The organism is Rhizobium viscosum, from assembly GCF_014873945.1.
Classification (GTDB): Bacteria; Pseudomonadota; Alphaproteobacteria; order Rhizobiales; family Rhizobiaceae; genus Rhizobium; species Rhizobium viscosum.
Window position 1 is genome coordinate 786,574 of record NZ_JADBEC010000001.1, and the last position, 25,960, is coordinate 812,533.

25 protein-coding genes and 1 pseudogene are annotated in these 25,960 nt (G+C 61.2%); 9 read left to right on the top strand and 17 right to left on the bottom strand.

What is annotated here, in order from left to right:
• Nucleotides 1-345: 345 nt before the first annotated feature.
• The 8 genes from mnhG to H4W29_RS04040 all read right to left on the bottom strand — a co-directional run bounded on the left by mnhG (nt 346) and on the right by H4W29_RS04040 (nt 7,076).
• Nucleotides 346-678, bottom strand: coding sequence for a monovalent cation/H(+) antiporter subunit G (gene mnhG / locus H4W29_RS04005; protein ID WP_192730668.1), 333 nt, complete (start codon nt 676-678; stop codon nt 346-348).
• Nucleotides 678-998: a cation:proton antiporter gene (locus H4W29_RS04010; protein ID WP_192727770.1), complete on the bottom strand. Its 321-nt coding sequence runs from the start codon at nt 996-998 to the stop codon at nt 678-680. The genes mnhG and H4W29_RS04010 overlap by 1 nt, the downstream gene beginning before the upstream one ends.
• The gene (locus tag H4W29_RS04015; RefSeq protein WP_192727771.1) at nt 995-1,474 is read right to left on the bottom strand and encodes a Na+/H+ antiporter subunit E; all 480 of its coding nucleotides are present in this window, start codon (nt 1,472-1,474) and stop codon (nt 995-997) included. Before H4W29_RS04015 ends, H4W29_RS04010 begins: the two co-directional genes overlap by 4 nt.
• Nucleotides 1,471-3,018, bottom strand: coding sequence for a Na+/H+ antiporter subunit D (locus tag H4W29_RS04020; protein ID WP_192727772.1), 1,548 nt, complete (start codon nt 3,016-3,018; stop codon nt 1,471-1,473). The genes H4W29_RS04015 and H4W29_RS04020 overlap by 4 nt, the downstream gene beginning before the upstream one ends.
• Before the next feature lie 301 nt (nt 3,019-3,319).
• Nucleotides 3,320-3,697 carry a Na+/H+ antiporter subunit C gene (locus H4W29_RS04025; RefSeq protein ID WP_192727773.1) on the bottom strand — a complete coding sequence of 126 codons (378 nt, stop codon included), beginning with the start codon at nt 3,695-3,697 and terminating at the stop codon, nt 3,320-3,322.
• Nucleotides 3,697-4,116: a Na+/H+ antiporter subunit B gene (locus tag H4W29_RS04030; protein ID WP_192727774.1), complete on the bottom strand. Its 420-nt coding sequence runs from the start codon at nt 4,114-4,116 to the stop codon at nt 3,697-3,699. Before H4W29_RS04030 ends, H4W29_RS04025 begins: the two co-directional genes overlap by 1 nt.
• A gap of 265 nt (nt 4,117-4,381) precedes the next feature.
• Nucleotides 4,382-6,739, bottom strand: a complete 2,358-nt coding sequence (locus H4W29_RS04035; RefSeq protein WP_192727775.1) for a putative monovalent cation/H+ antiporter subunit A — start codon at nt 6,737-6,739, stop codon at nt 4,382-4,384.
• A gap of 133 nt (nt 6,740-6,872) precedes the next feature.
• Nucleotides 6,873-7,076: a hypothetical protein gene (locus H4W29_RS04040; RefSeq protein WP_192727776.1), complete on the bottom strand. Its 204-nt coding sequence runs from the start codon at nt 7,074-7,076 to the stop codon at nt 6,873-6,875.
• Between the two features lie 216 nt (nt 7,077-7,292).
• Between H4W29_RS04040 and msrB the strand changes: the two genes are divergently transcribed.
• The gene (msrB, locus tag H4W29_RS04045; protein ID WP_192727777.1) at nt 7,293-7,706 is read left to right on the top strand and encodes a peptide-methionine (R)-S-oxide reductase MsrB; all 414 of its coding nucleotides are present in this window, start codon (nt 7,293-7,295) and stop codon (nt 7,704-7,706) included.
• Nucleotides 7,707-7,750: 44 nt separating this feature from the next.
• Here msrB and H4W29_RS04050 read toward each other — a convergent pair whose 3' ends face one another.
• Nucleotides 7,751-8,818 (bottom strand): NAD(P)/FAD-dependent oxidoreductase, encoded by a 1,068-nt coding sequence (locus H4W29_RS04050; protein WP_192727778.1) that lies wholly within the window; start codon nt 8,816-8,818, stop codon nt 7,751-7,753.
• A gap of 76 nt (nt 8,819-8,894) precedes the next feature.
• Here H4W29_RS04050 and H4W29_RS04055 point away from each other — a divergent pair, with 76 nt between their 5' ends.
• Together H4W29_RS04055 and H4W29_RS04060 are read left to right on the top strand one after the other, a co-directional pair.
• Complete coding sequence (locus H4W29_RS04055) at nt 8,895-9,434, top strand: GNAT family N-acetyltransferase (RefSeq protein ID WP_192727779.1); 540 nt, start codon at nt 8,895-8,897, stop codon at nt 9,432-9,434.
• A complete protein-coding gene (locus H4W29_RS04060; protein WP_192727780.1) occupies nt 9,431-10,177 on the top strand; it encodes a class I SAM-dependent methyltransferase in 747 nt (248 codons plus the stop codon). Before H4W29_RS04055 ends, H4W29_RS04060 begins: the two co-directional genes overlap by 4 nt.
• Before the next feature lie 61 nt (nt 10,178-10,238).
• On the opposite strand, the gene H4W29_RS04065 is transcribed toward H4W29_RS04060, so the two are convergent.
• The 5 genes from H4W29_RS04065 to H4W29_RS04085 all read right to left on the bottom strand — a co-directional run bounded on the left by H4W29_RS04065 (nt 10,239) and on the right by H4W29_RS04085 (nt 13,154).
• Nucleotides 10,239-10,937, bottom strand: a complete 699-nt coding sequence (locus tag H4W29_RS04065) for a pentapeptide repeat-containing protein (protein WP_192727781.1) — start codon at nt 10,935-10,937, stop codon at nt 10,239-10,241.
• Nucleotides 10,938-11,040: 103 nt separating this feature from the next.
• The gene (locus H4W29_RS04070) at nt 11,041-11,550 is read right to left on the bottom strand and encodes a GNAT family N-acetyltransferase (protein WP_192727782.1); all 510 of its coding nucleotides are present in this window, start codon (nt 11,548-11,550) and stop codon (nt 11,041-11,043) included.
• A 72-nt stretch (nt 11,551-11,622) separates the two neighbouring features.
• Nucleotides 11,623-12,291, bottom strand: a complete 669-nt coding sequence (gene trhA, locus H4W29_RS04075) for a PAQR family membrane homeostasis protein TrhA (RefSeq protein ID WP_192727783.1) — start codon at nt 12,289-12,291, stop codon at nt 11,623-11,625.
• 120 nt (nt 12,292-12,411) lie between these two features.
• A complete protein-coding gene (locus tag H4W29_RS04080) occupies nt 12,412-12,732 on the bottom strand; it encodes a TraR/DksA family transcriptional regulator (protein ID WP_192727784.1) in 321 nt (106 codons plus the stop codon).
• 11 nt (nt 12,733-12,743) lie between these two features.
• A complete protein-coding gene (locus H4W29_RS04085) occupies nt 12,744-13,154 on the bottom strand; it encodes a universal stress protein (RefSeq protein ID WP_192727785.1) in 411 nt (136 codons plus the stop codon).
• 197 nt (nt 13,155-13,351) lie between these two features.
• Here H4W29_RS04085 and H4W29_RS04090 point away from each other — a divergent pair, with 197 nt between their 5' ends.
• On the top strand, nt 13,352-14,308 hold the full coding sequence (locus H4W29_RS04090; protein ID WP_192727786.1) for a VOC family protein: 957 nt from the start codon (nt 13,352-13,354) through the stop codon (nt 14,306-14,308).
• 234 nt (nt 14,309-14,542) lie between these two features.
• Nucleotides 14,543-17,359 (top strand): phospholipase D-like domain-containing protein, encoded by a 2,817-nt coding sequence (locus H4W29_RS04095; protein WP_192727787.1) that lies wholly within the window; start codon nt 14,543-14,545, stop codon nt 17,357-17,359.
• A 99-nt stretch (nt 17,360-17,458) separates the two neighbouring features.
• On the opposite strand, the gene H4W29_RS04100 is transcribed toward H4W29_RS04095, so the two are convergent.
• A complete protein-coding gene (locus H4W29_RS04100; RefSeq protein ID WP_192727788.1) occupies nt 17,459-18,532 on the bottom strand; it encodes an aldo/keto reductase in 1,074 nt (357 codons plus the stop codon).
• 96 nt (nt 18,533-18,628) lie between these two features.
• Between H4W29_RS04100 and H4W29_RS04105 the strand changes: the two are divergent.
• The 3 genes and pseudogenes from H4W29_RS04105 (at nt 18,629) to H4W29_RS04115 (ending at nt 22,092) form a co-directional block, all read left to right on the top strand.
• Nucleotides 18,629-19,528 (top strand): annotated as a pseudogene (locus tag H4W29_RS04105) (LysR family transcriptional regulator).
• 80 nt (nt 19,529-19,608) lie between these two features.
• Nucleotides 19,609-20,775: an AI-2E family transporter gene (locus H4W29_RS04110; RefSeq protein ID WP_192727789.1), complete on the top strand. Its 1,167-nt coding sequence runs from the start codon at nt 19,609-19,611 to the stop codon at nt 20,773-20,775.
• Nucleotides 20,776-20,799: 24 nt separating this feature from the next.
• Nucleotides 20,800-22,092, top strand: a complete 1,293-nt coding sequence (locus H4W29_RS04115; protein ID WP_192727790.1) for an NAD(P)/FAD-dependent oxidoreductase — start codon at nt 20,800-20,802, stop codon at nt 22,090-22,092.
• A 36-nt stretch (nt 22,093-22,128) separates the two neighbouring features.
• Here H4W29_RS04115 and H4W29_RS04120 read toward each other — a convergent pair whose 3' ends face one another.
• Nucleotides 22,129-22,911: a polysaccharide deacetylase family protein gene (locus H4W29_RS04120; RefSeq protein WP_192727791.1), complete on the bottom strand. Its 783-nt coding sequence runs from the start codon at nt 22,909-22,911 to the stop codon at nt 22,129-22,131.
• Nucleotides 22,912-23,063: 152 nt separating this feature from the next.
• Nucleotides 23,064-23,456 carry a DUF930 domain-containing protein gene (locus H4W29_RS04125; RefSeq protein WP_192727792.1) on the bottom strand — a complete coding sequence of 131 codons (393 nt, stop codon included), beginning with the start codon at nt 23,454-23,456 and terminating at the stop codon, nt 23,064-23,066.
• A gap of 233 nt (nt 23,457-23,689) precedes the next feature.
• Here H4W29_RS04125 and H4W29_RS04130 point away from each other — a divergent pair, with 233 nt between their 5' ends.
• Complete coding sequence (locus H4W29_RS04130; protein WP_192727793.1) at nt 23,690-25,798, top strand: S9 family peptidase; 2,109 nt, start codon at nt 23,690-23,692, stop codon at nt 25,796-25,798.
• Nucleotides 25,799-25,960 lie beyond the last annotated feature (162 nt).

Here is a 25,960-nt window from a genome sequence, read left to right on the forward strand (position 1 = left end):
GCCTTTGTTTCGAAAAACCGGAAATCCACCCCTAGATTCCGAAGGCCGCACTCTGCACCAATACTGCCTGAAGGTGAGCTACTACGTATTCTTCCAGGCCGTCACCCAGTTAGACATTGGTAATCAAGGCTAGGGGACTTGGAAGCAGTACGATTCTAATTCACAATCAGAACTCTACTTGGATTTTCAAATAGCATCGTTTTCGCAAAAGGCCAATTATTAATTGTGATTTTCCTAGAAAAAAAATCCATCACAAAGAATTGGTCAGCAGTTCAGCAAGCTTTACTCGTACTTCCGGTGCATAAGTTTGCGTAAAATTGCTTAAAATTCTGAGTAGCCCCGCCCTCAGCGCATTCGCATATCGTCACGTACTGAGATATCGGCTGGAAAATGCCCTGATATATGCGAAGCTCTCGCAAGAAGGTGTGCAGAAACCGGTGCCGTCAGGATGAAGAAGAGGAAACCGGCCAGCGCTCTTGCAAGCACAGCAAGTTCGCCCGAGTAAAGCCCGGCGGCAAGCAACAACAAGCCGGAACCGACCGTGCCGGCCTTGGACGCGGCGTGCATGCGCGTATAGAGATCCGGCAGGCGCACGATGCCGATTGCAGCCACCAGCGCGAAGAAGGCACCCGCCAGCAGCAGGACGGCGGTGACAACAGCAAGCGCATAATCCAGCATCATTTGCCCCTCCTTCGCGTCCCGGACCCAGCGTCTCCCACCGTACCGCGCGAGAGCACGAAACGGGCGAAGGCGACGGTTGCCAGAAAGCCGACGAGGCCGAGCGCAATGGCGATATCGATGTAAAGCGAGAAGCCGGTGCGCACCGCGACGACGGCGATGAAGCCGATGGCGATGCCCGTCAGCATGTCGAGCGCCAGGATGCGATCCGGCAGGCTGGGGCCGACAACAACCCGCCAGACCGTAATCAAGAGCGCCACGCAAAGAATACCAAGCGCTGCGATTGCGGCAGTGGAAACGATGGCGGCGGGCGTTATCATCCGAAGGCCTCCATGATACGGCGCTCGAACCCGTCAGCAATATCGCGTCTGAGCGCCAGCGGATCGGCACAGTCCAGTGCGTGCACATAGAGCGTACGTCGATCCTCTGACACATCGACCGAAAGTGTGCCGGGCGTGAGCGTGATGAGGTTGGCAAGCAGAGTGATCTGGAAATCATCCGTCACCGTCAACGGGAATGCGAGAATGCCGGGAGTAAGCTGCATACGCGGCGAAAGCACCGTCAGCGCCACCCGCCAGGCCGAAAGCGCCAGCTCCTTCAGGAAAAGGCCGGCAAGCAGAAGGATGTGCAGCGGGCGGATGCGGCGCGGCGGCGAACGGTCGGCAAAGGCCTCGCGCACGACGGCGAGCGACAGCAGCGAGAGGGCGAGGCCGAAAACGAAATTATGCGGCGAGGCGCTGCCGGTCACGGCGACCCAGGCAATGGCAAGCGGCAGACTGAGGAACAGGACGATCATCGTATAGTCCCTTCCGGAAAGACCGAGAAGATATAGGCGGAGGGATCGGCAAGCCCGTCAGCGGCGGAGCGCGCGAGCTGCAGCAATTGCTCCGGCAGGACGCCAAAGCCGATGACGAGGATCGTCAAACCAGCAAGCGGCAGGCCGGCCGTCCAGCCGGTTCGCACCGGCGGGAGCATCTGGGGGGCGGGACGCCAATAGGCAAACAGGAAGACGCGGCCACAGGCGATTGTCAGCAGGAAGCCGCCGAGCAGGATCGCGCCCGCCAGCCACCCGGCGCCGACATCGAGCGAGGCCTTGACCAGCAGCACCTTCGGCCAGAAGCCGGAAAAGGGCGGCAGGCCGCTGGCGGCCAGGAGCAGCATAAGCGAAATCGCGGCAAACCAGCCACTCTGGCGATAGAGACCGGCGAGCGCGGCCAGCGAGAAGGAACCGCCCCGCCTGCCCGCTTCGCCGGCCAGAAGATAGAGCGCCGTCATCAGCACCACCGAATGCAGCGCATAGAAGACCGCGCCGCCGAGGCCATCGGCGGTGCCGAGTGCGGCACCGACCAGCATGTTGCCGATGCCCGAGATCACCACATAGCCGAGCAGACGACGCAGGTCGGTCTCGGCGAGCGCGCCCAATGCGCCGACGAGAACGGTCAAGGCCCCGACGACAGCTATCAGCAGACTGAGCTCATCGCGCTCGGCCGGCAGCAGCATGATCAGGACACGCAGCAGCGCATAGATGCCGACCTTGGTCAGCAGGCCGGCGAAGAGCGCGGAAACGGCAATGCGCGGCGTGTGATAGGAGGCCGGCAGCCAGAAATTGACCGGAAAGGCCGCTGCCTTCATGGCGAAGGCGAGCAGGAACAGACAGGCGAGCGTCATCAGCGGTGCGGTGGCGCTCAAGCCTGCTGCCCGCTCGGCGATGTCGGCCATATTGAGCGTGCCGAAACTCGCATAGAGGATACCGACAGCAATGAGGAACAGCGTCGTGGCGATGAGGTTCAGCACCGCATATTTCAGCGCGCCATCGATCTGCGCCCGTTCGGAACCGAGGATCAGCAGGCCGAAGGAGGAGATGAGCAACACCTCGAACCAGACATAGAGGTTGAAAATATCGCCGGTCAGGAAGGCGCCGGTGACACCTGCCATCAGCAGCATCAGCAGCGGGAAGAAACCGTATCGCCGGCCGCTTTCGGTGGTATCTGACAGGGCATAGATGCCGGCAGCCAGGGCAGCGACCGCTGCGGCCAGCGCCATCAGCGCGCTGAAGACATCGACCGTAAAAGCGATGCCGAAGGGCGGCAGCCAGCGGCCCATGACCATGGTGAGCGGACCGTGTTCGACGACCTGTCGCAACAGAGCGGTGTCGAGAAGAAGAAGCCCGGCAAGGCCGGCGATGGCGATCCATGCCTGCAGTCGGGGAAGGCCGCGCAGCATCAGGAGCAGCGCGCCGAGGCTGATGCAGAGCACGACCGGCAGGATCGCCAGCCAGTGGGCTGGCGGGACCGGGGTGGTGACCATGGCGGTCGAGAGGTCGGTGACGGGAGCGGCCATCAGGGAGTGCCTCCCTTGATGGTCGGCGGATGAGCACCCCCCTCTGCCCTGCCGGGCTGCCAGGGTCGAGCCACGGGTCTCGACCCGTCCTTCGGACCCCCCACAAGGAGGGAGATCGGCTGGAAGCGCGGGCTTCCCCAAACAATAGGCGTTGGAAGCTGCGCAACGTCAGCGACGTGCGAAAGCCCCGCCACTTGCCAATCTCCCTCCTTGTGGGGGGTCCGAAGGACGGGTCGAGACCCGTGGCTCGACCCTGGCAGCCCGGCAGGGCAGAGGGGGGTGAGCATCCGCACAACCATCCTCAATACCCCACAGGCGGCAGCGGCCGCTCTTCGGGTTCGGCATCGTGCATGCGGGTCGTATCGTCAGTGCCGAGCTCCTGATAGGCGCGGTAAGTCAGCACCAGCAGAAAAGCGAGGAAGGAAAACGAGATGACGATGGCTGTCAGGATCAACGCCTGCGGCAGCGGATTGGCCGCGCCTGATGGCAGCATGTCGGCCCCGGCGGGTATGATCGGCGGCACTACGCGGGTCAGCCGCCCTGCCGTGAAGATCAGCAGGTTCACGGCGTTGCCGAGAATGGCGATGCCGAGCATGATGCGGATCGAGAAGCGCGACAGGATCAGATAGATGGCAGCCGAAAAGAACAGGCCGACGAGGATGGCAAAGAGCGCTTCCATCAGTCCGCCTCCCTTTCTTCCAGCGCCAGCGCGATCGAGGCGACGGCGCCGAGCACCACGAAATAGACGCCGAGATCAAAGAGCATGACGCTGGAGAGCGGCACTTCCACGCCTGCCAGGACGGGATAGACCCAGAGGCCAGTCATGAAGGGCACGGCAAAGACGATAGAGATCAGGCCGGCGAGACAGGAGAGCAGCAGACCGAAGCCGGCAATCGCCAGCGGGTGGAAACGGATCGCCCGACGCACTGCCTCCACACCAAAGGCAATGCCGTAGATCGCCAGAGCCGAAGCGGCGATCAGCCCGCCGATGAAGCCGCCACCCGGCTCATTGTGGCCGCGCAGCAGGATAAAAAGGGAAAAAAGCAGCATCAGCGCGGTGATGAAGGGGGCGACCGTACGGAAGATGAGGGTGTTCATCGCGTGCCTCCACAAAGAGGCTGAGAAGGCCGGGGACGTCTACCAACCTCCCTCATTCCTGTGCTTGTCACAGGAATCCAGCCACGACGCGTCTGCGTCGTGAATGACTCATTTGCAGCAAACCAAAGAGTCTCTCCTGCCCAAGGACTTGGGCAGGCTGGATTCCTGTGACAAGCACAGGAATGAGGGGAAACGGTAACGTCTCGCGATACCTCGAACGCTGCATTCGCTGCGAGGACAGAATCAGATTCCAAAGAGACCTGTCTCATGCCTCCTCCGCATCTGGATCGTTCGTCGCCAGCCGGCGCTCCGTATTGCCGCGGATGCGGATGAGCGCGAGGATGGCGAGGCCCGTCACCGCCACGACGGCGATTTCGCCAAGCGTGTCCGTGCCGCGGAAATCGACGATGATGACGTTCACGACATTGGCGCCGTGGGCGATCAGCTTCGAATGGGCATTGAAGAAATCGCTAAGCGCCGAGTTGAACGGTGCTTCCGTGGCACGCATCAAAAGCAGCGCGAAGCCGAGGCCGCAGGCGAGTGAAAGCGCGATATCGAAGAGGCGGCGGGCGCCGTGGCGCGAATCGGTCGGCGACAGGCGCAGACGGGTCATGACGAGGGCGAGGATGACGACCGCGAGCGTTTCGACCATGAACTGGGTGAAGGCGAGATCCGGGGCGCCGAAGAGCAGGAAGATCAGCGCGACAGCAAAACCCTGAATGCCGAGTGAGACGATCGCCGTCAACCGGTCGCGGGCGATCAGCACGGCGATAAGGCCGAGCATGGCGATGAGCATGATGCCCGCTTCACGCAGGCGCAGGTCTGTAGGCCACACAAGGCCGAGCGGCAGTCCGTCATGGGTAACGAGCGGCACGAGCAGGATCGCAGCCACACAGACAAAGGTGCAGGCGACATAGAGATCGAGACGTCTCGGCTGGACGACGCCGATGACGCCATGGGCGAAACGGACGAGTCCGGCGATGAAATGATCGAAACCGCGATCCGGGCCACGCGCGGAGTGCAGCACGTACGCGACGAACGTACGGGAACGATCGAGCTGCCAGTAGACAGCGATGCCGAGCAGGATCGTCAGCAACGACAAGGCAAGCGGTAGGCCGATATGCGGGGTCAGCGAAATGGAGAGCTCCTTGGGAGCGCCGGCAATGGCGGAGGCCATGGGAGAGGAGATCGCGCTATGGGTGACACCGGAAAAGAGTGCGGCAAGCGGACCTGCCAGAGCAAGGACGGCAGGGCCGAGCCAGAGCAGGACCGGCGCCTCATGCGGATGTTTGGGCGTCTCCACCAACCTGCCGACGAAAGGTCTCAGTCCCACCGCAAAGGCGATCGCGAACATCAGGGCATTGGCGAAGACGGCGATGGCCGTGACGAGGATAGGATAGAGGTCACTGCCGGCGATGGCGGTATAGATTTCCTCCTTGGCGAGAAAACCGAAGAAGGGCGGCAGGCCGGCCATGGAAAGGGCGGCGGCCATGGCGATCGTGAAGGTCAGCGGCATGGCCTTTCGCAGGCCTCGCAGGCGGGTAATGTTCCGCGTGCCAGTTTCATGGTCGATGATGCCGGCGATCATGAAGAGCGCACCCTTGAAGAGCGAATGCGCCACCAGATAGAGCGCTGCCGCTTCGATAGCATAATCTGAACCGAAGCCGGTCAGCAGCACCAGCAGGCCAAGCGAAGAGACGGTCGTATAGGCGAGTTTCAGCTTCAGATCCGTCTGGCGGATCGCAAGCACCGAGCCAGTGACGAGCGTCAGGCCGCCAAAGACGGGCAGCAGGGTCTCCCACGCAGGTGTTGCGCCCATGACCGGATTCAGCCGCATCAGCAGGTAGACGCCGGCCTTTACCATGGTGGCGGAATGCAGATAGGCCGAAACGGGTGTGGGCGCTTCCATGGCGTTCGGCAGCCAGAAGTGAAATGGAAACTGTGCCGATTTGGTGAAGGCGCCAGCGAGCACCAGCAACAGGGTTGCGAAATAGAGCGGACTGCCCCTGACGACATCGCCGAACGGCATCAGTTCCGACAGCTGCGCAACGCCTGTCTGTCCCCAGAGCAGGAGCAAGCCGGCAAGCAGCAGCAGCCCTCCCCCGCCGGTGACGACGAGTGCCTGCAAAGCGGCGCGGCGTGCCGCCTCCCGTTCATGGTCGAAGCCGATCAGCAGGAAGGAGGTAATCGAAGTGAGCTCCCAGAAGATGAAAAACATCAGGAAACTGTCCGACACCACGACGCCGAGCATCGCGCCCATGAAGAGGAAGATGAAGGAGAAGAACCGGCCGTGGTCCGGATGGCCCTTCAGATATCCGCCGGCATAAAGCACGATCAGCGTGCCGATGCCGGTGATGAGCAGGGCGAAGGTGAGCGACAACCCGTCAAGGAACCAGGAAAAGCGCAGGCCCAGGCCCGGCACCCAGTCATAACCGCCGGTTATGATTTCGCCCTGAGCGATCTGCGGCACGAGATGTAGGAAATGCAGGAAGGCGAGCAAAGGGGCGACGGCGAGCAGCCAGGCGCCGCCTGCGCCGAAGGCGCGAATGATGAAGGGAGCCACGAGAGCGCCGATCAACGGCAGACACAGGGCCAGAAATGTCAGAGCCGTGACATCGGCCATGTCCCCTCCCCGTGAGCACGGATGAAAGCCGGCAATCAGCCTTTTCCAAAGGCTTAGGTGAATCGGCTGCCAGCCTCAAGCAATTTCGGCAACCCGCAATGGATGCAGGCGGCGGTTTTCGCAGGCTTTACGTTCAGGAAAGGCGCGTGACGAGACGGGAAAAGGAGCCGTGCAGGATGAAGAAAGCAAGCGGCAAAGGCCAGAGAATGCAGGCGATCAGCCCGGCAATGCGATGCACCGTCCAGCGGTCGTGATTGACCCAGCCTTCCAGAAGGGTCACGCCCAGGGCGATTGCGGCGACTGCGCCGTACAGAACAATCATCAGAGTATGAAACACCGTTTGTCCCCGAAACACGCAGCATTAAGCTTAATGGCACACTAAAGATAAAGCACGGGTGATTCGTCGTCTTCCCCCGAATTGGGTAGATGGCAATTGGGGCCTTGACGCGGCAGGTTTGATTGTGAGGGCTGATCCCAGACTTGATCAATCGTGCTCAGCGCACCACATTTGCGCACGAAAAGAGATTGCCCCCATCGGCGAAAGGAGCACTCCATGGCCGAAACGACTACCACACCAAAAGTTCACAAGACCGATGACGAATGGAAGGAACTGCTGACTCCCGAGCAGTATCGCATCACGCGCCAGCACGGCACCGAACGCGCTTTTACCGGTCCCTACTGGGATTCCTTCGAGACCGGTCTCTACCGCTGCGTCAGTTGCAATGCGCCGCTCTTCCGCTCCGACACGAAGTTCGATGCCGGATGCGGCTGGCCGAGCTATTTCGAGCCGGTCTCTCCAGAGTCCGTGACCGAACACCGCGACACCACCTACGGCATGGTGCGCACAGAGATCCGCTGCGGTACCTGCGAGGCCCATCTCGGTCACGTCTTCCCTGACGGACCGCCGCCGACCGGCCTGCGCTACTGCATCAACGGGCATGCGATGGTTTTCGAGCCCGGCAAGTAAAGGCTTGTAACTAAAAGAAAAGCGGACCCACGGGTCCGCTTTTTTTATATCAGGCCGGCGGATGGGATGAGCGGCGAGCGCCGGTCTTCCAGCACATGCTCTGCGGCAAGCCGGCCGAGCAGCGGTGCGAGAATGACGCCTGGATGGCCGACGGCGACATAGGCGCCCTCGATGCCGGGCAGGAAACCGAGCCGCGGCATTCCGTCGGAAAAGACGGGCCGGTAACCGGCAGCCGCCTCGACCAGTGACACGCCTTCGGGCAGGCGCAGGCGGTCACGCATGACCTTCAAGATCCGCCAACCAACCCTTTCCGGTGCGTTCTCTGCGGTATCATCGATAAAGCCCTTAGCAACATGCAGCATGTTGTCCGCCGACTGGCGGATTTCCAGGCCAGGGCCGCGGAGAATACGGTTCACGACAGGCTCCGCGCAGCCGTAGCGAAGGATGATCGAGGGCGAGGCTTCGACGCCGGTCCGGAAGCCCAGGCTTTCCGTCAGGCGGTCAACTGCCGTTCCGCCGGCGAGGATCACAAGATCGGCCTCGATCGTGCCATCGGCCAGACGCACGCCACGCACCCGGTCACCCGAAAGGATGAGGCTTTCGACCTTCCGGCCATGGATGGCAGCTACGCCGGCGGCATCGATCAGGTTGCGTGACAGCCTTGCAGGGTCGAGCGCGAGATCGCGTGGCGAGAAGATCGCGCAGGCAGGGGGCTCAAGCAGATTGGGCTCCCATCTCGCGATCCTTGCGGCATCGACCAGTTCGACATCCGTGCCTGCGGCGCGATGGGCTGCGGCAAAGGCTTCGGTTTCGGCAGTACCTTTGAGCCAGAACAGCGAGCCGGGACGTGCGGCGACAAAAGCATCCGGCAGATCGGCTTGCAGCCGGGCATAGTCGGCGAGCGCTTCCTGCACCAGGCGGTAATTGACCGCTCCCGGCGCGATGTTGATGATATTCACCCAACCGAAGGCACGTGCCGTCACGCCGCTACCGGCTTGCGCATTCTCCTCCACCACATGGACAGTGGCTCCACGCCGGGCGAAATGGAAGGCGAGCGAAGCGCCGACGATGCCGGCGCCGATAATGATGACGCGTATCTTTACAGATGCCATGGCAGGAGCTCTCCTATAAATCGGGAGGAAGCGATGGGCGCGGCTTAGGCGTGCTCCATGACAGAGGGATGAAACAATGTCCATCATCCGGGAAATCCTGCGCAGCGACAGGCTGGTGTTGCGAGAAATCACTGTTTCGGACCTGCCGGCGCTCGAGCGCATTTTCGCCGATCCTTTGTGCATGCGGTATTACCCTTCCGTGAAGGATGCCGCAGCAACGCGCGATTTCTTCGACAGGCTCGCCTTCGGAAGCTATGAGAAAAATGGCTTCGGCCTCTGGGCCGTGATCGATCGCGAGAGCGGCGATCTGCTCGGCGACTGCGGGATCACGCTGCAGGACACGTCACGCGGCATGGAGCCGGAGCTCGGCTACCATCTCTGGCCGGATTATTGGGGCAAGGGCTATGCCACCGAGGCCGCGCTTGCCTGCCGCGATCACGCCTTCTCAGTCATGGGACTGTCGCGCCTCGTCAGTATCGTCAGCCTGGAAAATCTTCCCTCGCAGAAGGTCGCCGGGCGGGTGCATCAGCGACGGGAGGTCTTCAGCAAGCAGAATGCGGCCGGCGAGACAGTGGAACGCTATCTCTACATCAGCGAGAAGAATTCAGGCGCATGAGCACGATTTCCGACGATCCCCTCTACCGCGATCCTTCACTTGCGCAATTCTACGATACGGCCAATCGCTGGGGACCGGATTTCGACTTCTGCATGAGGCTTGCGGAAGGCGCCAATTCCGCGCTCGACCTCGGCTGCGGCACCGGCGAGCTGACGGCAGCGCTCGCCGCAACGCGCAACGTCACGGGCGTCGATCCTGCTGCCGCGATGCTCGACATCGCCAGGACGCGGCCGGCCGGCGACAAGGTGGAATGGGTCGAGGGTGACGCCCGCACCGTTCGCCTCGGGAAGAAATACGATCTCATCGTGCTGACGGGCCATGCGTTCCAGGTCTTCCTGACGGAAGAGGACCAGCGCTCCACCCTTGCGACAATTGCCGCACATCTCAGCCCTACCGGTCGGTTCGTGTTCGATACGCGCAATCCCGGTTTCCGCGGGGAGCGCGACGTGCGCCACGGCCGTGTGCGCCAGCTCGAACATGCGGAACTCGGTGCGATCGAGGCCTCGGACAAGTCGCATTATGATGAGGCGACCGGCATTCTTTCCTATGAGAACGGCTATCGGGTACTCTCGCCCGGCGAACACTTCGCCGGGCGCTCGAAAATCCTCTACACGCCGCGCGACAAGCTTGCGCGAATGATCAGCGATGCCGGGCTCACCGTCGATGCATGGTACGGCGACTGGGAAGGCAACCCGTTCCATGCGCAGTCGCGCGAGATCATTCCGGTTGGTCGTCTCGCCTGAACCAAAGGGCCCTGTTTCCACGCAATTCCGAGCGCAAAACCGCTACACGCTTTTGCTGGAATTAGTCCTGCTCCTGCGGGCAAGGCCAATCTGAAGGGACGGAAAGCCCCGAAGGCAGCTTTGTCGAGGAATCGCCGCAGGCAAGGTCTATCTGCGCCTGCTGCAGGCCGGTCGCGGCGGACAGATCCAGACCCTCGATGCGGGTCAGAAACATGAAGGCGCGGTCGAAGCTGATCGGACCTTCAAAGCTTGCGCCCGTCAGATCGGCGCGGGAGAGATTGGCGAGCGCGAAGCTGACGCCTGTCAGCACCGCCTTGTCGAAATTGGCCCTCCCCAGTTCGGCCTTCTCGAAATTGGCCTTCGTCAGCTGCGCCCCGGTGAAATCGGCCCGCTGCAACTCCGCCCCGGCAAAGCTTGCACCATCGGCGATGGCCCTGGCAAAAGTCGATCGATAGGCTTCGATTTTTCCGAAGTTCGCGCCCTGCACGGTGGCGCCTTCAAGCGAGGCGCGCACGAAGGTCGCCTTTTCCGCATTGGCGGATTTGAGGTTGGCACCGCCGAGATCCGTCAGCGAGAAATCCGTGCCGGCCAGATTGGCGCCCTGGAGGTCGCTGCCCTGAAGCATCAGGTTCTTCTTGTTACACTCCTGCCAGTCGAGTTCAGGCGAAGCCGTGCTGCCGCAACTGGCCGCCATCACCGGCAGCGAATAGGCTGCCATGGCCAGAAAAGCCGAAAGACCTAGCACCGAGCGTCCAAACATCAACCTCTCCTCCGCGAGTCGCGCCACCAGAGATTTCTACAAGGCGCAGACTACGATAAAAATATGGTTAGTCCCCGCCGGCAATCAATCTGGCGATGGCCCGTCAGGCTTTCGGAACGCGCAATTCCATGCAGGTGAGATCCAGCCAGCGGCCGAATTTGATGCCGACCTCGGAAAATGTGCCGGCGATGCGGAAGCCGAGTTTTGCGTGCAGTTTGATGGAGGCGGCATTTTCGGCCTCGATGCCGGCGATCATGACGTGAACATTGCCGGCGCTCGCACGCTCGATCAATGCGCGCATCAGCTTTTCGCCGATGCCGGCACCACGGCAATCCTTGTCGACATAGACGGAATGTTCGACCGTGTGGCGGTAGCCATCGAAGGTGCGCCAATCGCCATAGGAGGCGTAACCGGCGACCTTGCCGTCCATTTCGGCGACGATGACCGGAAAGCCCCTGCCCTTGCGCGCCTTGAACCATTCCAGCCGGTTGTCGAGATCAACAAGCGTCTCGTTCCAGATCGCGGTGGTGTGCTCGACGGCGTGATTGTAGATATCTCTGATAGCTGGAAGATCAGCTTCGGCGGCGTCCCGGATAAGAACGGTAACAGTCATTTGGCAGGCCCGGTTCGGAATGGTCTTCTGCCGGGGCATACGCTGGGTGCAGGCCGATGTAAACGCCAGATATCAGAAGGCGGGGACCGGCAGACTGAAACAGGTCAGCACGGCCGAATAATGCACGGCGGCAGCTGCCACCACGAAGCCATGCCAGATCGCATTCTGGAAGCGCAACCTCTCCCAGACATGGAAGACGACGCCCAGGGAATAAATGATACCGCCGATAACGATCAGCAGCATGGAAGCATAGGGAATGCGCGAGGCGACCGGCTCGGCCACCAAGACACCGCTCCAGCCCATGGCGAGATAAAGCAGGATCGCCAGTCGGTCATACTTGCCCGGAAAAACACATTTGACGAAGATGCCGAAGGCGGCGATCGCCCAGATGACGATCAGCGTGCCCATCAGCAGCGGATCATCGGCACCTCGCTCCAAAAAAGGGGTATAGGTGGCGGCGATCAGAATGAAGATCGCCGAGTGATCGAGCCGGCGCAGATACCATTTGGTGCGCGAGACCGGCCAGATATTGTAGGAAAAGGAAATGCCGAGCGTCAGCACCAGCCCCACGCCATAAATCCAGGCAGCAACCAGCGCACCGGCGGGGCTCCAGAGGGTGGCGTAGAAGATCAGCACGGTTACGCCGATCAGCGCAAAGAACAGGCCGACGCCGTGGACGATGCCGTCAGCGATCAGTTCATATCTGTCGTAGGCCCAGCGAATGCCGTTGAACTCGCCCATGCGCGCACCCTTGCTCAGAGTGAGGCGATCGTCGCACTGAATTGGCGAGGGCGCAACCGGACGCCCGGTGGCGTCGGGTTAAATCTTTGTGACGAGCCATGCTCGTTTTTGATGGCGTACTTACCTACCCGCCGCGCAATCCTCGCAGAGCGGCGTCTGTGGCAGCACTGCAAGACGGGCCTCGGAGATCGCAGCACCGCAGCGGGCGCAGGTGCCGTAGGTGCCCTTGGCGATACGTTCGAGGGCGGCGTCGATGGCGCGCAACTCGTCTTCGCCCGCCTGGCCCAGACCTTCCAGCACTTCGTCATTCTCGTTTTCAATCGCGCGGTCGTCGTCATCGGTCGCCTTGGTGCGGCCGAGATCCGTGTCGATCTTGCGCAGGCGCGCGGTCAGTTCGTGCCAGCGGTCGCGCAGGATCTTTTCCTGAAGTTTCATATCCATGGCTTGACGTCCTACCGATCCACCAGCACCGAGCACCTGGCGTGTCGCACCACGCGGTCGGCGGTGGCACCGATGAAATAATTGTAGAAATCGGGAATATGCGAGGCGATCATGATGAGGTCGGCGCCGTGGCTTTCCGCCGCGGCAAGAATGCCGTCGGCGGGCGGGCCGTTGCGGACTTCGACGGTGGCCGGAATGCCGGTCTTGGCAACGAGCTCATTCAGCCGGTCGCGGCCTTCCTTCATGGCGCCCTCGACGACGTTTCCCGGCAATTCGATGGCGACATAGGTCGGAATATCCTCGACGACATTGAGGAGGATGATCTCGCCGCCATTGTCGAGCAGCATTGCCGCCTTGCGGAAAATCTTCTCGCCTTTTTCGATGCCGCCGATCTCAACTGGAACGATAATCTTCTTGTACATGCGATCCTCCTTGAGGTGTTGATCTTCGTCGTCAACCTCCTCTCTGGATAGATAAAGCGCATTGACTGATATCAAGTGGGCGCGAGCCATCGTCAATGTTTGCAGAACGCTTCATCGTCAAAAACGGGCCTTCTGTGAACAATGAGAATGCGCCATATAGGGATCAAGTACAGCAGCCGAGGGGAGCTTACAGGCGAATGGACCGGCGACAATTCCTCGCGCTCGCTACGGGCGGCACATTTGCCGCCACCGCCGGTACGCCTTTCAATTCCAGGGCAGGAGATTACCCCATGACATCGACTGAAACCTCCTATGCGCTGACGCGCCCTGCCTATATCGACCAGTCGCATCTGGTCGTGAAAGACCTGGCCGCGGTCTCCGGTTTCTATCAGAAGAAGCTTGGCCTTTCGATGCTCGAAAAGACCGCAAGCGGCGAAGTTCTTGGCGTTGCCGGCCTGCCGCTGTTGACGCTGACAACGGATAGCAATGCGCGCGAGGCCCCCCGCAACGCCGCCGGCCTCTTTCACACCGCTTTCCTGATGCCAAACCGCATCGAACTTGCCCGCTGGCTGCGCCACGCCGCCCACAACAATGTTGCCATCGAAGGCGCATCCGACCATCTGGTCAGCGAGGCGATCTACCTTTCCGACCCGGAAGGCAACGGCATCGAAATCTATGCAGACCGGCCGCATGAAAGCTGGAAGTTCCACCCGGACGGCATGGTGGAAATGGCGACGCAGCGGCTCGACCTGCAGGCGCTCTACAACAGTGCACCAGAGGATACCTGGACCGGGATGGCTGACGGTACCGCGATCGGTCACATCCATCTGCAGGTCGGCGACATTCCGCAGGCGGATGCCTTCTATCGCGACGTGCTTGGCCTGAAGGTGATGGCCCGTTATCCGAGCGCAAGCTTCTTTGCGAGCGGCGGCTATCACCACCATCTCGCCGCCAATATCTGGAACAGCCGCGGCGCCGGTACCCGCGCCGACCACATGACCGGACTTTCCGACTATAAGATCCGTTTCAATGACAAAGAGACGCTAAACAAGGCCGTTTCCAAGCTCGACGAGCTTGAGATCAAGAGCGAGAAGCGCGACGGCGGCGTCTTCCTGAAAGACCCGTGGGGCATCGGGCTTACGCTTTCAGCATAAGGCAACCACCGATCACGAGGTATCTGAAGGATCGTTTCGGAATTTTCCGCAACGATCCTTTTGTTTTCAGGCAATTACCAATCACTGCATCTTGGCGATGCAGCGGGCCTCGACGCCATCATGCCGCTGTAATAAACTGGGCGTATCCATCTAGTTTACAACCCTCAATAGATTTCGCAGCCATTCCCGATCGCATCCCCAACGAAGTGTCCGCTCACGGACTGAGGAGGCAGAATGACAGTGGAGGACTCCCAGCGTGTCAAGCTGGTGGCGCAGCAGGTCGCCGCAGCCAGCCCGCCTGATGTGCAGGCCGATATCAAAGCGCTGATGCGCAGCGCCGAAAAACCTGAATGGCTCAGCGAAGCCGGCCGCGCCATGAACGTGCGCTACGGGGGCGTGCGCGCCCTGATGAACAGAGATCAGCCTGTCGAGGAAGGGGTGGATGTCGGGCCTCCACCTGTTGGCAATGACGAGACAATCGTCTTTGCCGTGGGCACGCCGGTTTTCCTCGTCAAGAACAATGCAGTCGATATCGACAGCGCCCGCGAGGAGGCCAGGGCGTGGCGCCGCATCCTCACGGAAAACGCCGCGAATGTGAACCGGGCGATGGTCTCGATCGGCCGTGTCGATGTAAGCAATGCCGATCGCGATTATGCCGGCACGGCCTGGGTGATCGACGATGGCCTCGTTGTCACCAACCGCCATGTGGCCAATCTTTTCGCCGAAGCAAGCGGCACCGGATTCAAGTTCAAGATCGGTTTCGACGCGCGCCGCGAGATCGGCGTCAACATCGATTTCCTGGAAGAATACGGCAATGATGTCAGCGACGAGGTAAAAATTGAGAGCATTGTCTGGGTCGCGCCGGAAAGCGGGCCTGATGTCGCCTTTTTGAAACTGAAGCAGAAGTCCTCGCCGGTCGGCCGCGTGAAACTTGACCTTGCCGCAGATCTGCCGGTGCGCAACCTGCCCGTCGCTGCAATCGGCTATCCCGCCAGCGATTCCCGCTTCTCCGACCAGAGGCTTGCCGAAAAGATCTTTGGCGGCGTCTTCACCAAGAAGCGGCTTGCGGTCGGCAATCTGCTGGCCGCGGATGAGAACCGTGTCACCCACTCCTGCTCCACCCTCGGCGGCAATTCCGGCTCTCCGCTGCTCGACATCGTCACCGGCAGGGTGACGGGGCTTCACTACAGCGGCACCGAATTCATCGAGAATGACGCGGTGCCTGCAGCCGTGTTGCAGCGCTGCCTGCAACGCGCTCGCGGACTGCTCCAGCCATTGAACGGGGAGATCACAATGAGCAATAACGAGGGAAGCGGAAGCGGCACCAGCAGCGGCAAGGTGACATTCACGGTACCATTGAAGATCACAGTCGAACTGGACACCGCTGCGCTGCAATCATCACTCGCTGGCGGGCCGACACTCTCCGCTTCCGGGCCTGCCATCGTCGTAGATGCGACTGGTTCCGGTACGGATCCGGCGGCCGTTGCGCCGATCGCGATGCCGACCAAGGAGCAGGTGTTTGCAGCGGTGCGCAGCGCGAGATCCCGGTTTGCCAATCGCGAGGACGTCGTCGCAATCAAGCCGGGCTACCGCTTCGAGAATGGCGAGATCACCGATCAGCGCGCCGTCGTGATCGCGGTCAATCGCAAGCTCGAATTGGGCGCCCTGGAAGCGCGCGGCCGCACGAAACTGCCTGATTACATCGATGGCGTTCGCACCGACATCACTGTCGCCTCGGCACAGGATCTCTTCGGCATCGATTTAGACGAGGCCGCGACGGCGAGTTGGCATACGAATTACGAGCCGCGCGACGATCTGCCACTGACCCGGCGCCCGGTCAGCGGCAAATTCGTCATCCATACCGGGCCTGACGCGAGCTGGCCGCAGCTCGGTCCGTTCCTGTCGAAGACCCGGAAGTCGCTGGTCGTTGCCATGTACGATTTCGGAGCGACGAATGTCGCCACTGGCGTGCTGGATGCGGTCAAGGGCCAGGCTGAAACCATCTCCATGGTGCTGCAGATGGGCGGCAAGGTGCATGACGGCGATCTGACGGATGCCGAAGCGGTCGCGCAGATCCGCGATGCGAAGGGCAGCAAGTTCGATTTCGCACCGGCGAGCGTCGGCAGAAACGGCATCTTCGATTCAGCCTACCATATCAAGGTCGCCGTGCGCGACCACAATGCCATGTGGCTTTCAAGCGGCAACTGGCAAAGCTCCAACCAGCCCAACGTCGCGCCTTTGACAAACAAGGATGACGAGGCATCTGCGCTGCGGCTCTACAATCGCGAATGGCATGCCATCCTTGAAAACGCCGAGCTCAGCAAACTCTATGAGGAGCATATTCTGCGCGATCTGGCAGAGGCCAAGACGGTAACGGAGGCAGGTATCGTGCCGGAACAGCTGGTCTTCCTGCCGGCCAATCTTGCCATGGACACGCTCGAAGCGCCTCAGAAGCCGCGCTATTTCCAGCCGCTGACCGGCGAGCGCACAATCGACGTGCAGCCAATCCTGACACCCGACAACTATATCGACGTCGTATTGCCATTCATCCAATCGGCCAAGAGCCGGATCTACTTCCAGAACCAGAGCTTCAATACCAGGACGGTAGGCGACAACTATCGCCGGCTTCTGGATGCGCTGCTCGAAAAGCAGAAGGGCGGACTCGACGTTCGCATCATCTTCCGCAGCTTCGGCTCCGAGGACCGCGACGTGATCAGCAATGCCAAGGATTACGGTTTCGACACCAACAAGATCCGCAAACAGAAGAACTGTCATACCAAGGGAATCATCATCGACAGCGAAGCCGTGCTGATGGGCAGCCACAACTGGACAACAGCCGGCACCGGCTTCAACCGCGATGCGAGCCTGATCTTCTATGATGTCGAGATCGCCAAATTCTACGAGGAAATCTTCCTCTACGACTGGAACCGTATCGGCCCGGCGAAAATAGACGAAAATCTGCCGCCGCCGGTGCTTGCACCGGCCGGAGGGGAAACGGCACCGCCGTCAGGCTACATTGCCGTCCCGCTTTCGATCGCGCTTGGGCGGTGACCTCGCAGCAGTATGAAGGATTGGAGCGCGGGCTGCGCTTTCGAAGCAGACGACAAATGGCGCCGTTTCCGGCGCCATTTTCATTGGATGCTTTGGAATTCAACGACGGGGCTCGATGGTCACCTCGCCGAACATGACGCCGCGCGTCAGTGGCTTGGCAAGGAAATCATGCGGGAAGCCGAGAATGATGGCGCTTGCCTCGGCAAGGCGGGCACGATGCTCGTCCGACAGCACGACATCGAGGGCACCGAGATTGTCTTCGAGCTGGGTCATCGTCTTCACACCCATGATCGGCGAAGTCACGGCCGGATTGGTGAGTGTCCAGGCAATCGCCACCTGTGCCGGCGTCTTGCCGATTTCGGCGGCGATCTCTTTCACGACATCGGCAATGCCGAGATTGCGTTCAGTCAGCGAACCGTTACCGGCAGCGACATTCTTGCGAGTACCGACGGCGCTCGCCGTGCCGGCACCGATATCGAGATCGGAGCGGCTGTATTTGCCGGTCAGGACGCCCATGCCGAGCGGCGACCACGGAATGACACCGAGACCGAGTTCCTGCGCCATCGGGATCAGTTCGCGCTCCACCGTGCGCTCGATCAGGCTGTATTCGATCTGGAGGGCGACCAGCGGCGACCAACCCCGCAGGTCTGCGAGCGTCTGCATGCGTGCAACCTGCCAGGCGGGTGTGTCGGAGATGCCGACATAGACAATCTTGCCGGCAGTAACGAGATCGTCGAGCCCGCGCATCACCTCTTCGACCGAGGTCGTGAAGTCCCAGGCGTGCAGATAGAAGAGATCGATGTAATCGGTATTCAGCCGCTTCAGGCTGTCTTCCACCGAACGGACCATGCTGCGGCGGTGATTGCCGCCGGAGTTCGGATCTTTCGGGCGCGAGGTGATCGTATATTTGGTGGCAATCACCAGCTCGTCGCGGCGGCCTTCGGCAAAGCGGCCGACGAGTTTTTCCGAAGTGCCGCCGGTATATTGATTGGCGGTATCGATGAAATTGCCGCCGCGATCGACATAGGTGTCGAACATGCGGCGCGACTCCTGCTCATCTGCACCCCAGCCCCAGTCGGTTCCGAAGGTCATGGCGCCGAGCGACAGCGGCGAAACGCGCAGGCCGGAACGGCCGAGGAGACGGTAGCGGTCAAGGGACAATGTATCAGTCATGGATGATCTCCTGTGTTTGCAGACAGAAGATGCGCCTTGCCGATACTGACAACAATGCTACATTATCGGCATGACTTCTTTAGAAAAGAGATCATAATGCGCGGCAGCGACTATGCGGAACTCAGGGCCTTTGCCGCAGTCGCCGAGCACGGCAATTTTGCCCGTGCGGCTGCCCGGCTCGGCATATCGGCCTCCGCGCTCAGCCAGACGATCCGCACCCTGGAGGAGCGGATGGGCATCCGGCTTCTCAACCGCACGACCCGTAGCGTGGCACCGAGCGAGGCAGGCCAGCGGCTGCTTTCAAGGTTGCTGCCGGCGCTTGCCGATCTCGACCAGGCGGTGGCGGATGTGTCGGCGCTGCGTGATACGCCGGCCGGCCTATTGCGCATCAACGCGCCGCGGGTTGCGATCGTAAACAGGCTGGCGCCGCTGATTGCGCCTTTCCATGCGGCCTATCCCGATATCGTCATGGACATCATCGTGGATGACAAACTTTCCGATATTGTCGCCGACCGCTTCGATGCCGGCATCCGGCTGGGCGAGATGGTGGAAAAGGACATGGTGAGCGTGAAGCTCGGCGGCGAGATGCGGCTCGTCGTCGTCGCCTCGCCCCACTATATCGCGCGCCACGGGATGCCGGACACGCCGCGGGACCTGCGCGACCACTCTTGCGTCGTCTCCCGCTGGCCGACGGATGGCAGCCTTTATCACTAGGAATTCGAACGCGGCGACGAGAAGCTCGAGGTGGCCGTCTCAGGACCGCTCAGCACCACCGATAACGACCTGATGCTGCGGACCGTGCTCGATGGTGTCGGCATCGGTTATCTCTTCGACTATCACGTGGCGGAACATATCGCCGCCGGCCGGCTGGTGAGCCTGCTCGATGACTGGACGCCGCCCTTTCCCGGCTTTCACCTCTATTATCCAAGCCGGCGCCAGATGCCGCCACCGCTGCGCGCCTTCGTGGATTTCATCGCGCGGCAGCGGGCCGCCTAAGGGGCTCGATGCTCGGGGAACCGGCGGCAACCCTTGTGCGTTGATTGCCGAAGCAATGGGGCTTCGGGGACATATCGCACATGGGAATCGCCAACGGCATCCGGAAACAGGCAAACAAGATCCGCCTCGGCGAACGCCATACCAGTGCATGGGCACGAACGCTTCAGGAAGCCGCCGAGGAACTTCCGCCTGCACCGATGCGTCGCGTCGAGAAGGACGGGCTCGATGTCAGCATGGCCTGGGCCATCATCGGCATCTTCGGCATCCTCGGGCTTGCCGCCGTCTATATGATGTCGCTGATCCTGATCCCGATCACGCTCGCTGTGGTCGTCGGCATGATCCTCGGCATGGCGGCAGAAAAGCTTTCAAAGCTCGGCGTGCCGCGGCTTGCCAATGCGGCACTCCTTTCCTTCGCTGTCGCGCTCGTCATCATCCTGCTGATCAATTCGCTTGCCGGTCCCCTGACGACGCTTGCCAATGAAGCGCCTGGTTTCATCGAGCGCACAACCCAACGCATCATGCCCTATCTGGAGCGGATCGAATGGCTGCACATCACGCCCGCCACCTTCCAGGGCGGGCCTATGTCCATCGATGCGCTGCTCGAAAACACCGGAAACGTACTGCATGTCGTAACGACCAACCTGACGCCGGCGCTGGTGCAGGGGCTGATCTTCTTTGCGGCGCTGCTGCTCTTTCTGGCGAGCCGCGTGAGCCTGCGCAGGACGATCATCATGACCTTCCGCGAACGTGCGCAGCGGCTGGCGGCGATCCGGGTCATCAATGCCGTGGAACAGGCGCTTGGCTTCTATTTCGCGACGGCCTCGCTGATCTATGTGGCTCTCGGCATCGTGATGACTGTCATCGCCTATGCGGGCGGGCTCTCCATGCCCGTCCTCTGGGGCTTCTTCGCCTTTCTTTCGAGCTTCATTCCCTATCTCGGCATAACGATGATGACCCTTGCGGTCGCCATTGCCGGCATCATCGCCCATGACGGCGTCATTATCGGCCTTATGCCGGCTGCAGCCTTCTTCACTGTTCACCTTGTGATGGAGAACCTGATTTTCCCCGCTGTCATGGGCAGGCGCCTGGAGATCAACCCGTTCATCGTCTTCCTGGCGATCATCTTCTGGACATGGATGTGGGGAGCGGTGGGCGCGATGCTGGCCTTGCCGCTTTCGCTCATCGTCATGACCATCATCGAGGAACTGGTGATCGAGGAAAGACCGCAGCCGCAACTGCCGAAGTAACCGATAGCGACCGGAGACAAGCCCGTGGCATCCGACTTGCATCTCAACGAAGCCACCCACGATGAACTCGTAGGCGGCTGCTCGCTCTGGGGCAGGAACAGCGTGCGACCGGCCTATCAGCCGCTCGAACAGAGCTTCAAGACCGATATCGCCATCATCGGCGGGGGGATAACCGGTGCGCTTGCCGCCGAACATCTGACGGCGCGCGGCTTTTCGGTCGTCGTCATCGACCGCGAGCAGCCGGGGTTCGGCAGCACCGCGGCAAGCACGGCCATGCTGCAATGGGAGATCGACCGCACGCTCGGTGAGCTGGAAACCCTCTACGGCTTCGAGCGGGCGGCCGGCATTTATCGCCGCAGTGCTGCCTGTGTCGCGGGGCTTGCCAAGCTGATTGCCGCCCACGGGATTACCTGCGGTTTCCAGCCCCGCAACACGCTCTACTTCGCCAATAATCATGAGGGTGCGCGCGAACTGATGGAGGAACGACAGCTTCGCCGCCGGGCGGGACTGCCGGGCCATTATCTCGAACATCCCGATCTCCTTACCCAATATGAATTCGACCGCGATGCGGCGATCCGCTCGCCGGGTTCGGCGGAGGCCGACCCGCTGCTGCTCACCCGGGCCCTGCTGCAGATTGCCTTTTCGCGCGGTGCGCAGTTGATCAATGCCTCGGTGACCGGGCTTCACAGCGAAGGCGGACATGTGACGGCTGAGACGAACGGCGCCCATGTGATCGAAGCGCGGCACGTGGTGCTGGCGACCGGCTATTCCATGCCCGGCCTCGATATGCCGAAGCTGCATCACACCAGTTCCAGCTGGGCGCTCGCCACCGTGCCGCAGAAGCCTGATGATCTCTGGCGCGACGGCATGCTGCTCTGGGAAGACAGCCATCCCTATCTCTACGTGCGCACCACCACCGACAACCGTATCATCGCCGGCGGCGAGGACGACGACACCACCGATCCCGAAGAGCGCGACCGCAAGCTGCCGGGAAAGGTCATGGCGATCCGGGAGAAACTGAAGCGGCTGTGGCCGAAGGCGGATACGCGTGTGGAGCACGCCTGGTGCGGCACATTCGGCGAGACGGCGGACGGACTGCCGCTGATCGGCCCGCTGCCTGGCATGAGCGGCGTCTATGCCGCCTATGGTTATGGCGGCAACGGCATCACCTTCTCCTACCTCGCCGCGCAGATGATTGGGGCAATGCTCGCCGGCATGTATCGCGACTGGTTCGAGGACTTCGCCCTCGACAGGGATGCGCCGACTGTGCGGAGTTTCGCGGCGGATTGGATGCGGACCGGAGACGAACTGAGATAAGCTCCAAAACCACTGCACCGTCTTGCCGGAATTGCTCTATTCCGTCGTTTTGTCGTCGCCCGTATCGGCAACGTCCTGCAGTCGGACGAATTCCGTGCCCTTGGCCTTGAGATCGACGAGCGCTCTGGCGACACCCTCGCCGGCCGCATGGGTCGGCTGGTTGATGTGGGAGATGACGACGTCGCCATCCTTGGCCGAGGAAATGCGCTTTTCGGTAACCGCGGCACCGAGCAGCGAGCCGCCGTCGCCATTCACGGAATAGCCGGCAATGCGGTAGCCCATCGCGCGGATCTGGCCGATGGCCGAGAGATCATATTTGGCGGTCGAGCCACGGAACCAGCGGGGCGCCGGAATGCCCGACGCAACCATGGCGGCGGCACCGCCCTCCACCTCCTGCCTGACGGCATCGGGCGAGCCGGCGGATGCGATGCCATAGACGAGCACCGGCTTGTCGATTGCCGGGATATGCTTCTCGCCGTGATTTTCCAGTTCGAAAAGGTCGGGATTCTGCAGAAAAACGGCAACCGCCTTCGGATTGCGCTTCAGCCAACGGGCGGTGACGAAGATCGTCGCCGGGATGCGCTCGTTGACGAGCGTGGAGAGGATGCGCTCATCGGCCTCGCCCATGCAGGCATCGAAGGTCAGCGCAATGCGGGCATGACCTGATATGTTGGAGCGAGCAATGTGCAGATGAGGCTCAACGAGCTTCGGGCCGGCTGCCACCGGTGAGTGGGCGGTCACGGCAGGGGCAAGCGTTTCGGCGGCGGATGCCGACGAGGCAGCCAGGAGCAGCGCAGAACCAAGAAGAAAGAGTTTCATGAAGAATCAGATTCAGTTGATGTTTTAGTCAGTATTAAAACAAAGAAATGAAGCGGGCTATGTGGCCTGATGCCGCCCAGCGCGAACGGCTCATGTCTCAATCTGTCCGCATTCCTGTGCGTGTCACGGAATGCGGGAGAGAGGTCGAGGACTCAATCGTAGAGATAATATTTGGTCCACTTATCCTTCGGCACCTTGTCACCGATCTTGTACTGCAGGTCGCGCACATTGATGTGCTGCGGGCCGGTAATGCAGGTGTAGGAAAGGTGATACCAATCGCCCTTGCTGCGGAAGACGGCGCCGGGGGCTTCGAGGCGGTCGTCGCTCGGGATCGGGTCCTTGAATGTGTACGCGATGACCTTATCCGGCCGGAAGCCTGTGCCGTCCTTGTTGATGCGGCTCATGGCTTCGGTATCGCAGCTCTGCTCGAGGCGGGTGGCCGGATCCAGTTTTTCGAGCTGCTTCTTGATGGCGGGATCGACAGCAAGGGCGGACGAGGCGGCAAGGCCTGCAAGCGACACAAACAGGACCAGACGTTTCGACATTACGGAGAAACCTTTACTGTTATGTATTCGTCATAATGCCGCCGGACACTTGCCGGAGGCCCGATGCGGGTGCAATTTTCGCGCAGCGCTAGCGGACATTCTTAAACAATGTGGTGACATCAAGGCAACGCGCCGGCCAATTTGTCTCAATAAGGTTCACCGGCCGACGCTTGATCCTGACCTGCAGCACCTCTATCTCTTGCCCACCGATACCGCCCTTTACGGAGCTTTCCTTGACCGCTTTCAAGAACCTGCCCGCCCCGCCCGCCGCTGAAAAAAGACCCGTCTCCGACACGCGCCACGGCATAACGCGCACCGACGATTATGCCTGGCTGCGGGCCGACAACTGGCAGGCCATGTTCAAGGATCCCTCCATCCTCGACCCGGATATCCGCGCCCATCTGGAAGCCGAAAACGGCTACATGAACGCGGCCATGGAAGACACCAAGCCGCTGCAGAAGGCGCTATTTGCCGAAATGCGCGGCCGCATCAAGGAAGACGACAGCTCGGTGCCGATGAAGGATGGTCCTCACGCCTACGGCACGTCCTTTGTCACCGGCGGCGAGCAGCCGCGCTATTTCCGCATTCCGCGCGATGGCGACGTCAAGGACGAGACGATCCGCACCATCCTTCTCGACGGCGACAAGGAAGCCGCCGGCAAGGCTTATTTCCGGCTCGCCGGCCTCGACCATTGCACGGACCACAGCCGCGGCATCTGGGGCTATGACGACAAGGGCTCGGAATTCTTCACGCTCAGGGTTCGCGATCTTTCGAGCCTCGAAGACCTGTCCGACGTGATCGAGAATACCGGTGGCGGCGGGGTCTGGGCGCCCGACGGGAAGAGCTTCTTCTATTCGGCGCTCGACGAGAACCACCGCCCGTCGAAGGTTTTCCACCATATCCTCGGCACGCCGCAGAGCGAAGACCGGCTGGTTTACGAGGAGGCGGATGCCGGCTTCTTCATGGGCGTCGGCGGCTCGCTGCTCGACGACTTCATTTACATCGACATCCATGACCACGAGACGAGCGAATATCGCCTCTTGTCGACGAAGGACCTGAACGCCGAGCCGAAGCTGGTGGCGGTGCGCGAAGAAGGCATCGAATATTCGCTGACGGAAGGCGGCGACGTCTTCTACATTCTCACCAATGACGGCGGCGCCAAGGATTTCAAGATCATGGAAACGCCCGTTGACAAGCCGGGCAAGGAGAACTGGCGCGAGGTCGTGCCGCACAAGCCGGGCACTCTGATCATCAGCCACATGGCATATGCCCGCCACCTCCTGTGGCTCGAGCGCAAGGACGGCCTGCCGCAGATCATGATCCGCGACCGCCGCAGCGGCGAAGAACATGCAATCGCCTTCGACGAAGAAGCCTATTCGCTCGGCCTTTCGGGTGCCGCCGAATATGACACTGACGTCATCCGCTTCTCCTATTCCTCGATGACGACGCCCTCGCAGCTCTACGACTACAATATGGTCACTCGCGAGCGCACGCTCTTGAAGACCCAGGAAGTGCCTTCAGGTCATAACCCTGACGACTATGTCACCCGCCGCGTCTTCGCGCCGGCATGGGACGGCGAAAAGGTACCGGTGACCCTGCTCTATCGCAAGGATATGCCGCTCGATGGTTCCGCGCCCTGCCTGCTCTACGGCTACGGCGCCTATGGCATCACCATTCCGGCCGGCTTCAACACCAATTGCCTGTCGCTCGCCGATCGCGGCTTCGTCTATGCCATCGCCCATATCCGCGGCGGCAAGGACAAGGGCTTTGCCTGGTACGAAGACGGCAAGATGGACAAGAAGACGAACACCTTCAAGGACTTCATCGCTGCCGCTGACTATCTGAATCAGCAGAAGTTCACATCCTACGCGAACATTATCGCCGAGGGCGGGTCTGCCGGCGGCATGCTGATGGGCGCTGTCGCCAACATGGCGCCGGAGAAATTCGCCGGCCTCATCGCCGCCGTTCCCTTCGTCGACGTCCTGAACACCATGCTCGACGATACGCTGCCGCTCACTCCGCCGGAATGGCCGGAATGGGGCAACCCGATCGAAAGCCGCGAAGAATACGAGCAGATTGCCGCCTATTCGCCCTATGACAATGTCGGCGCGAAACCCTACCCGCCGATCCTGGCGCTTGGCGGCCTGACGGACCCGCGCGTCACCTATTGGGAGCCGGCGAAGTGGGTCGCAAAGCTGCGCGACAAGACGACGGGTGCCGCGCCCATCCTGCTCAAGACCAACATGGACGCCGGCCATGGCGGTGCTTCCGGCCGTTTCCAGCGGCTGGAAGAGATCGCATTCGAATATGCATTTGCGATCAAGGTAGCGGGCAAGATGTGAGAGGTTAGGGTGCACCGTGTTGCACCCCCTCTGCCCTGCCGGGCATCTCCCCCACAGGTGGGGAGATCACAAGTGGCCAAACCCTTCGTGCCCGTCTAACGTTTCGCCGTGCTGAAACGTGAGCTGTTGGGCAAGTCGGTGCGCCCAGCCAATCTCCCTCCT

Bases quoted from the DNA above. Each gene is read 5' to 3' on its own strand.
- trhA (WP_192727783.1), bottom strand. From the start codon at position 12,291: ATGGGCGAGTTCAACGGCATTCGCTGGGCCTACGACAGATATGAACTG.
- H4W29_RS04080 (WP_192727784.1), bottom strand. From the start codon at position 12,732: ATGGATATGAAACTTCAGGAAAAGATCCTGCGCGACCGCTGGCACGAA.
- mnhG (WP_192730668.1), bottom strand. From the start codon at position 678: ATGCTGGATTATGCGCTTGCTGTTGTCACCGCCGTCCTGCTGCTGGCG.
- H4W29_RS04110 (WP_192727789.1), top strand. From the start codon at position 19,609: ATGGGAATCGCCAACGGCATCCGGAAACAGGCAAACAAGATCCGCCTC.
- H4W29_RS04085 (WP_192727785.1), bottom strand. From the start codon at position 13,154: ATGTACAAGAAGATTATCGTTCCAGTTGAGATCGGCGGCATCGAAAAA.
- H4W29_RS04050 (WP_192727778.1), bottom strand. From the start codon at position 8,818: ATGGCATCTGTAAAGATACGCGTCATCATTATCGGCGCCGGCATCGTC.
- H4W29_RS04035 (WP_192727775.1), bottom strand. From the start codon at position 6,739: ATGGCCGATGTCACGGCTCTGACATTTCTGGCCCTGTGTCTGCCGTTG.
- H4W29_RS04030 (WP_192727774.1), bottom strand. From the start codon at position 4,116: ATGAACACCCTCATCTTCCGTACGGTCGCCCCCTTCATCACCGCGCTG.
- H4W29_RS04125 (WP_192727792.1), bottom strand. From the start codon at position 23,456: ATGTCGAAACGTCTGGTCCTGTTTGTGTCGCTTGCAGGCCTTGCCGCC.
- H4W29_RS04020 (WP_192727772.1), bottom strand. From the start codon at position 3,018: ATGGCCGCTCCCGTCACCGACCTCTCGACCGCCATGGTCACCACCCCG.
- msrB (WP_192727777.1), top strand. From the start codon at position 7,293: ATGGCCGAAACGACTACCACACCAAAAGTTCACAAGACCGATGACGAA.
- H4W29_RS04095 (WP_192727787.1), top strand. From the start codon at position 14,543: ATGACAGTGGAGGACTCCCAGCGTGTCAAGCTGGTGGCGCAGCAGGTC.
- H4W29_RS04010 (WP_192727770.1), bottom strand. From the start codon at position 998: ATGATAACGCCCGCCGCCATCGTTTCCACTGCCGCAATCGCAGCGCTT.
- H4W29_RS04090 (WP_192727786.1), top strand. From the start codon at position 13,352: ATGGACCGGCGACAATTCCTCGCGCTCGCTACGGGCGGCACATTTGCC.
- H4W29_RS04100 (WP_192727788.1), bottom strand. From the start codon at position 18,532: ATGACTGATACATTGTCCCTTGACCGCTACCGTCTCCTCGGCCGTTCC.
- H4W29_RS04015 (WP_192727771.1), bottom strand. From the start codon at position 1,474: ATGATCGTCCTGTTCCTCAGTCTGCCGCTTGCCATTGCCTGGGTCGCC.
- H4W29_RS04060 (WP_192727780.1), top strand. From the start codon at position 9,431: ATGAGCACGATTTCCGACGATCCCCTCTACCGCGATCCTTCACTTGCG.
- H4W29_RS04120 (WP_192727791.1), bottom strand. From the start codon at position 22,911: ATGAAACTCTTTCTTCTTGGTTCTGCGCTGCTCCTGGCTGCCTCGTCG.
- H4W29_RS04025 (WP_192727773.1), bottom strand. From the start codon at position 3,697: ATGGAAGCGCTCTTTGCCATCCTCGTCGGCCTGTTCTTTTCGGCTGCC.
- H4W29_RS04065 (WP_192727781.1), bottom strand. From the start codon at position 10,937: ATGTTTGGACGCTCGGTGCTAGGTCTTTCGGCTTTTCTGGCCATGGCA.
- H4W29_RS04070 (WP_192727782.1), bottom strand. From the start codon at position 11,550: ATGACTGTTACCGTTCTTATCCGGGACGCCGCCGAAGCTGATCTTCCA.
- H4W29_RS04055 (WP_192727779.1), top strand. From the start codon at position 8,895: ATGTCCATCATCCGGGAAATCCTGCGCAGCGACAGGCTGGTGTTGCGA.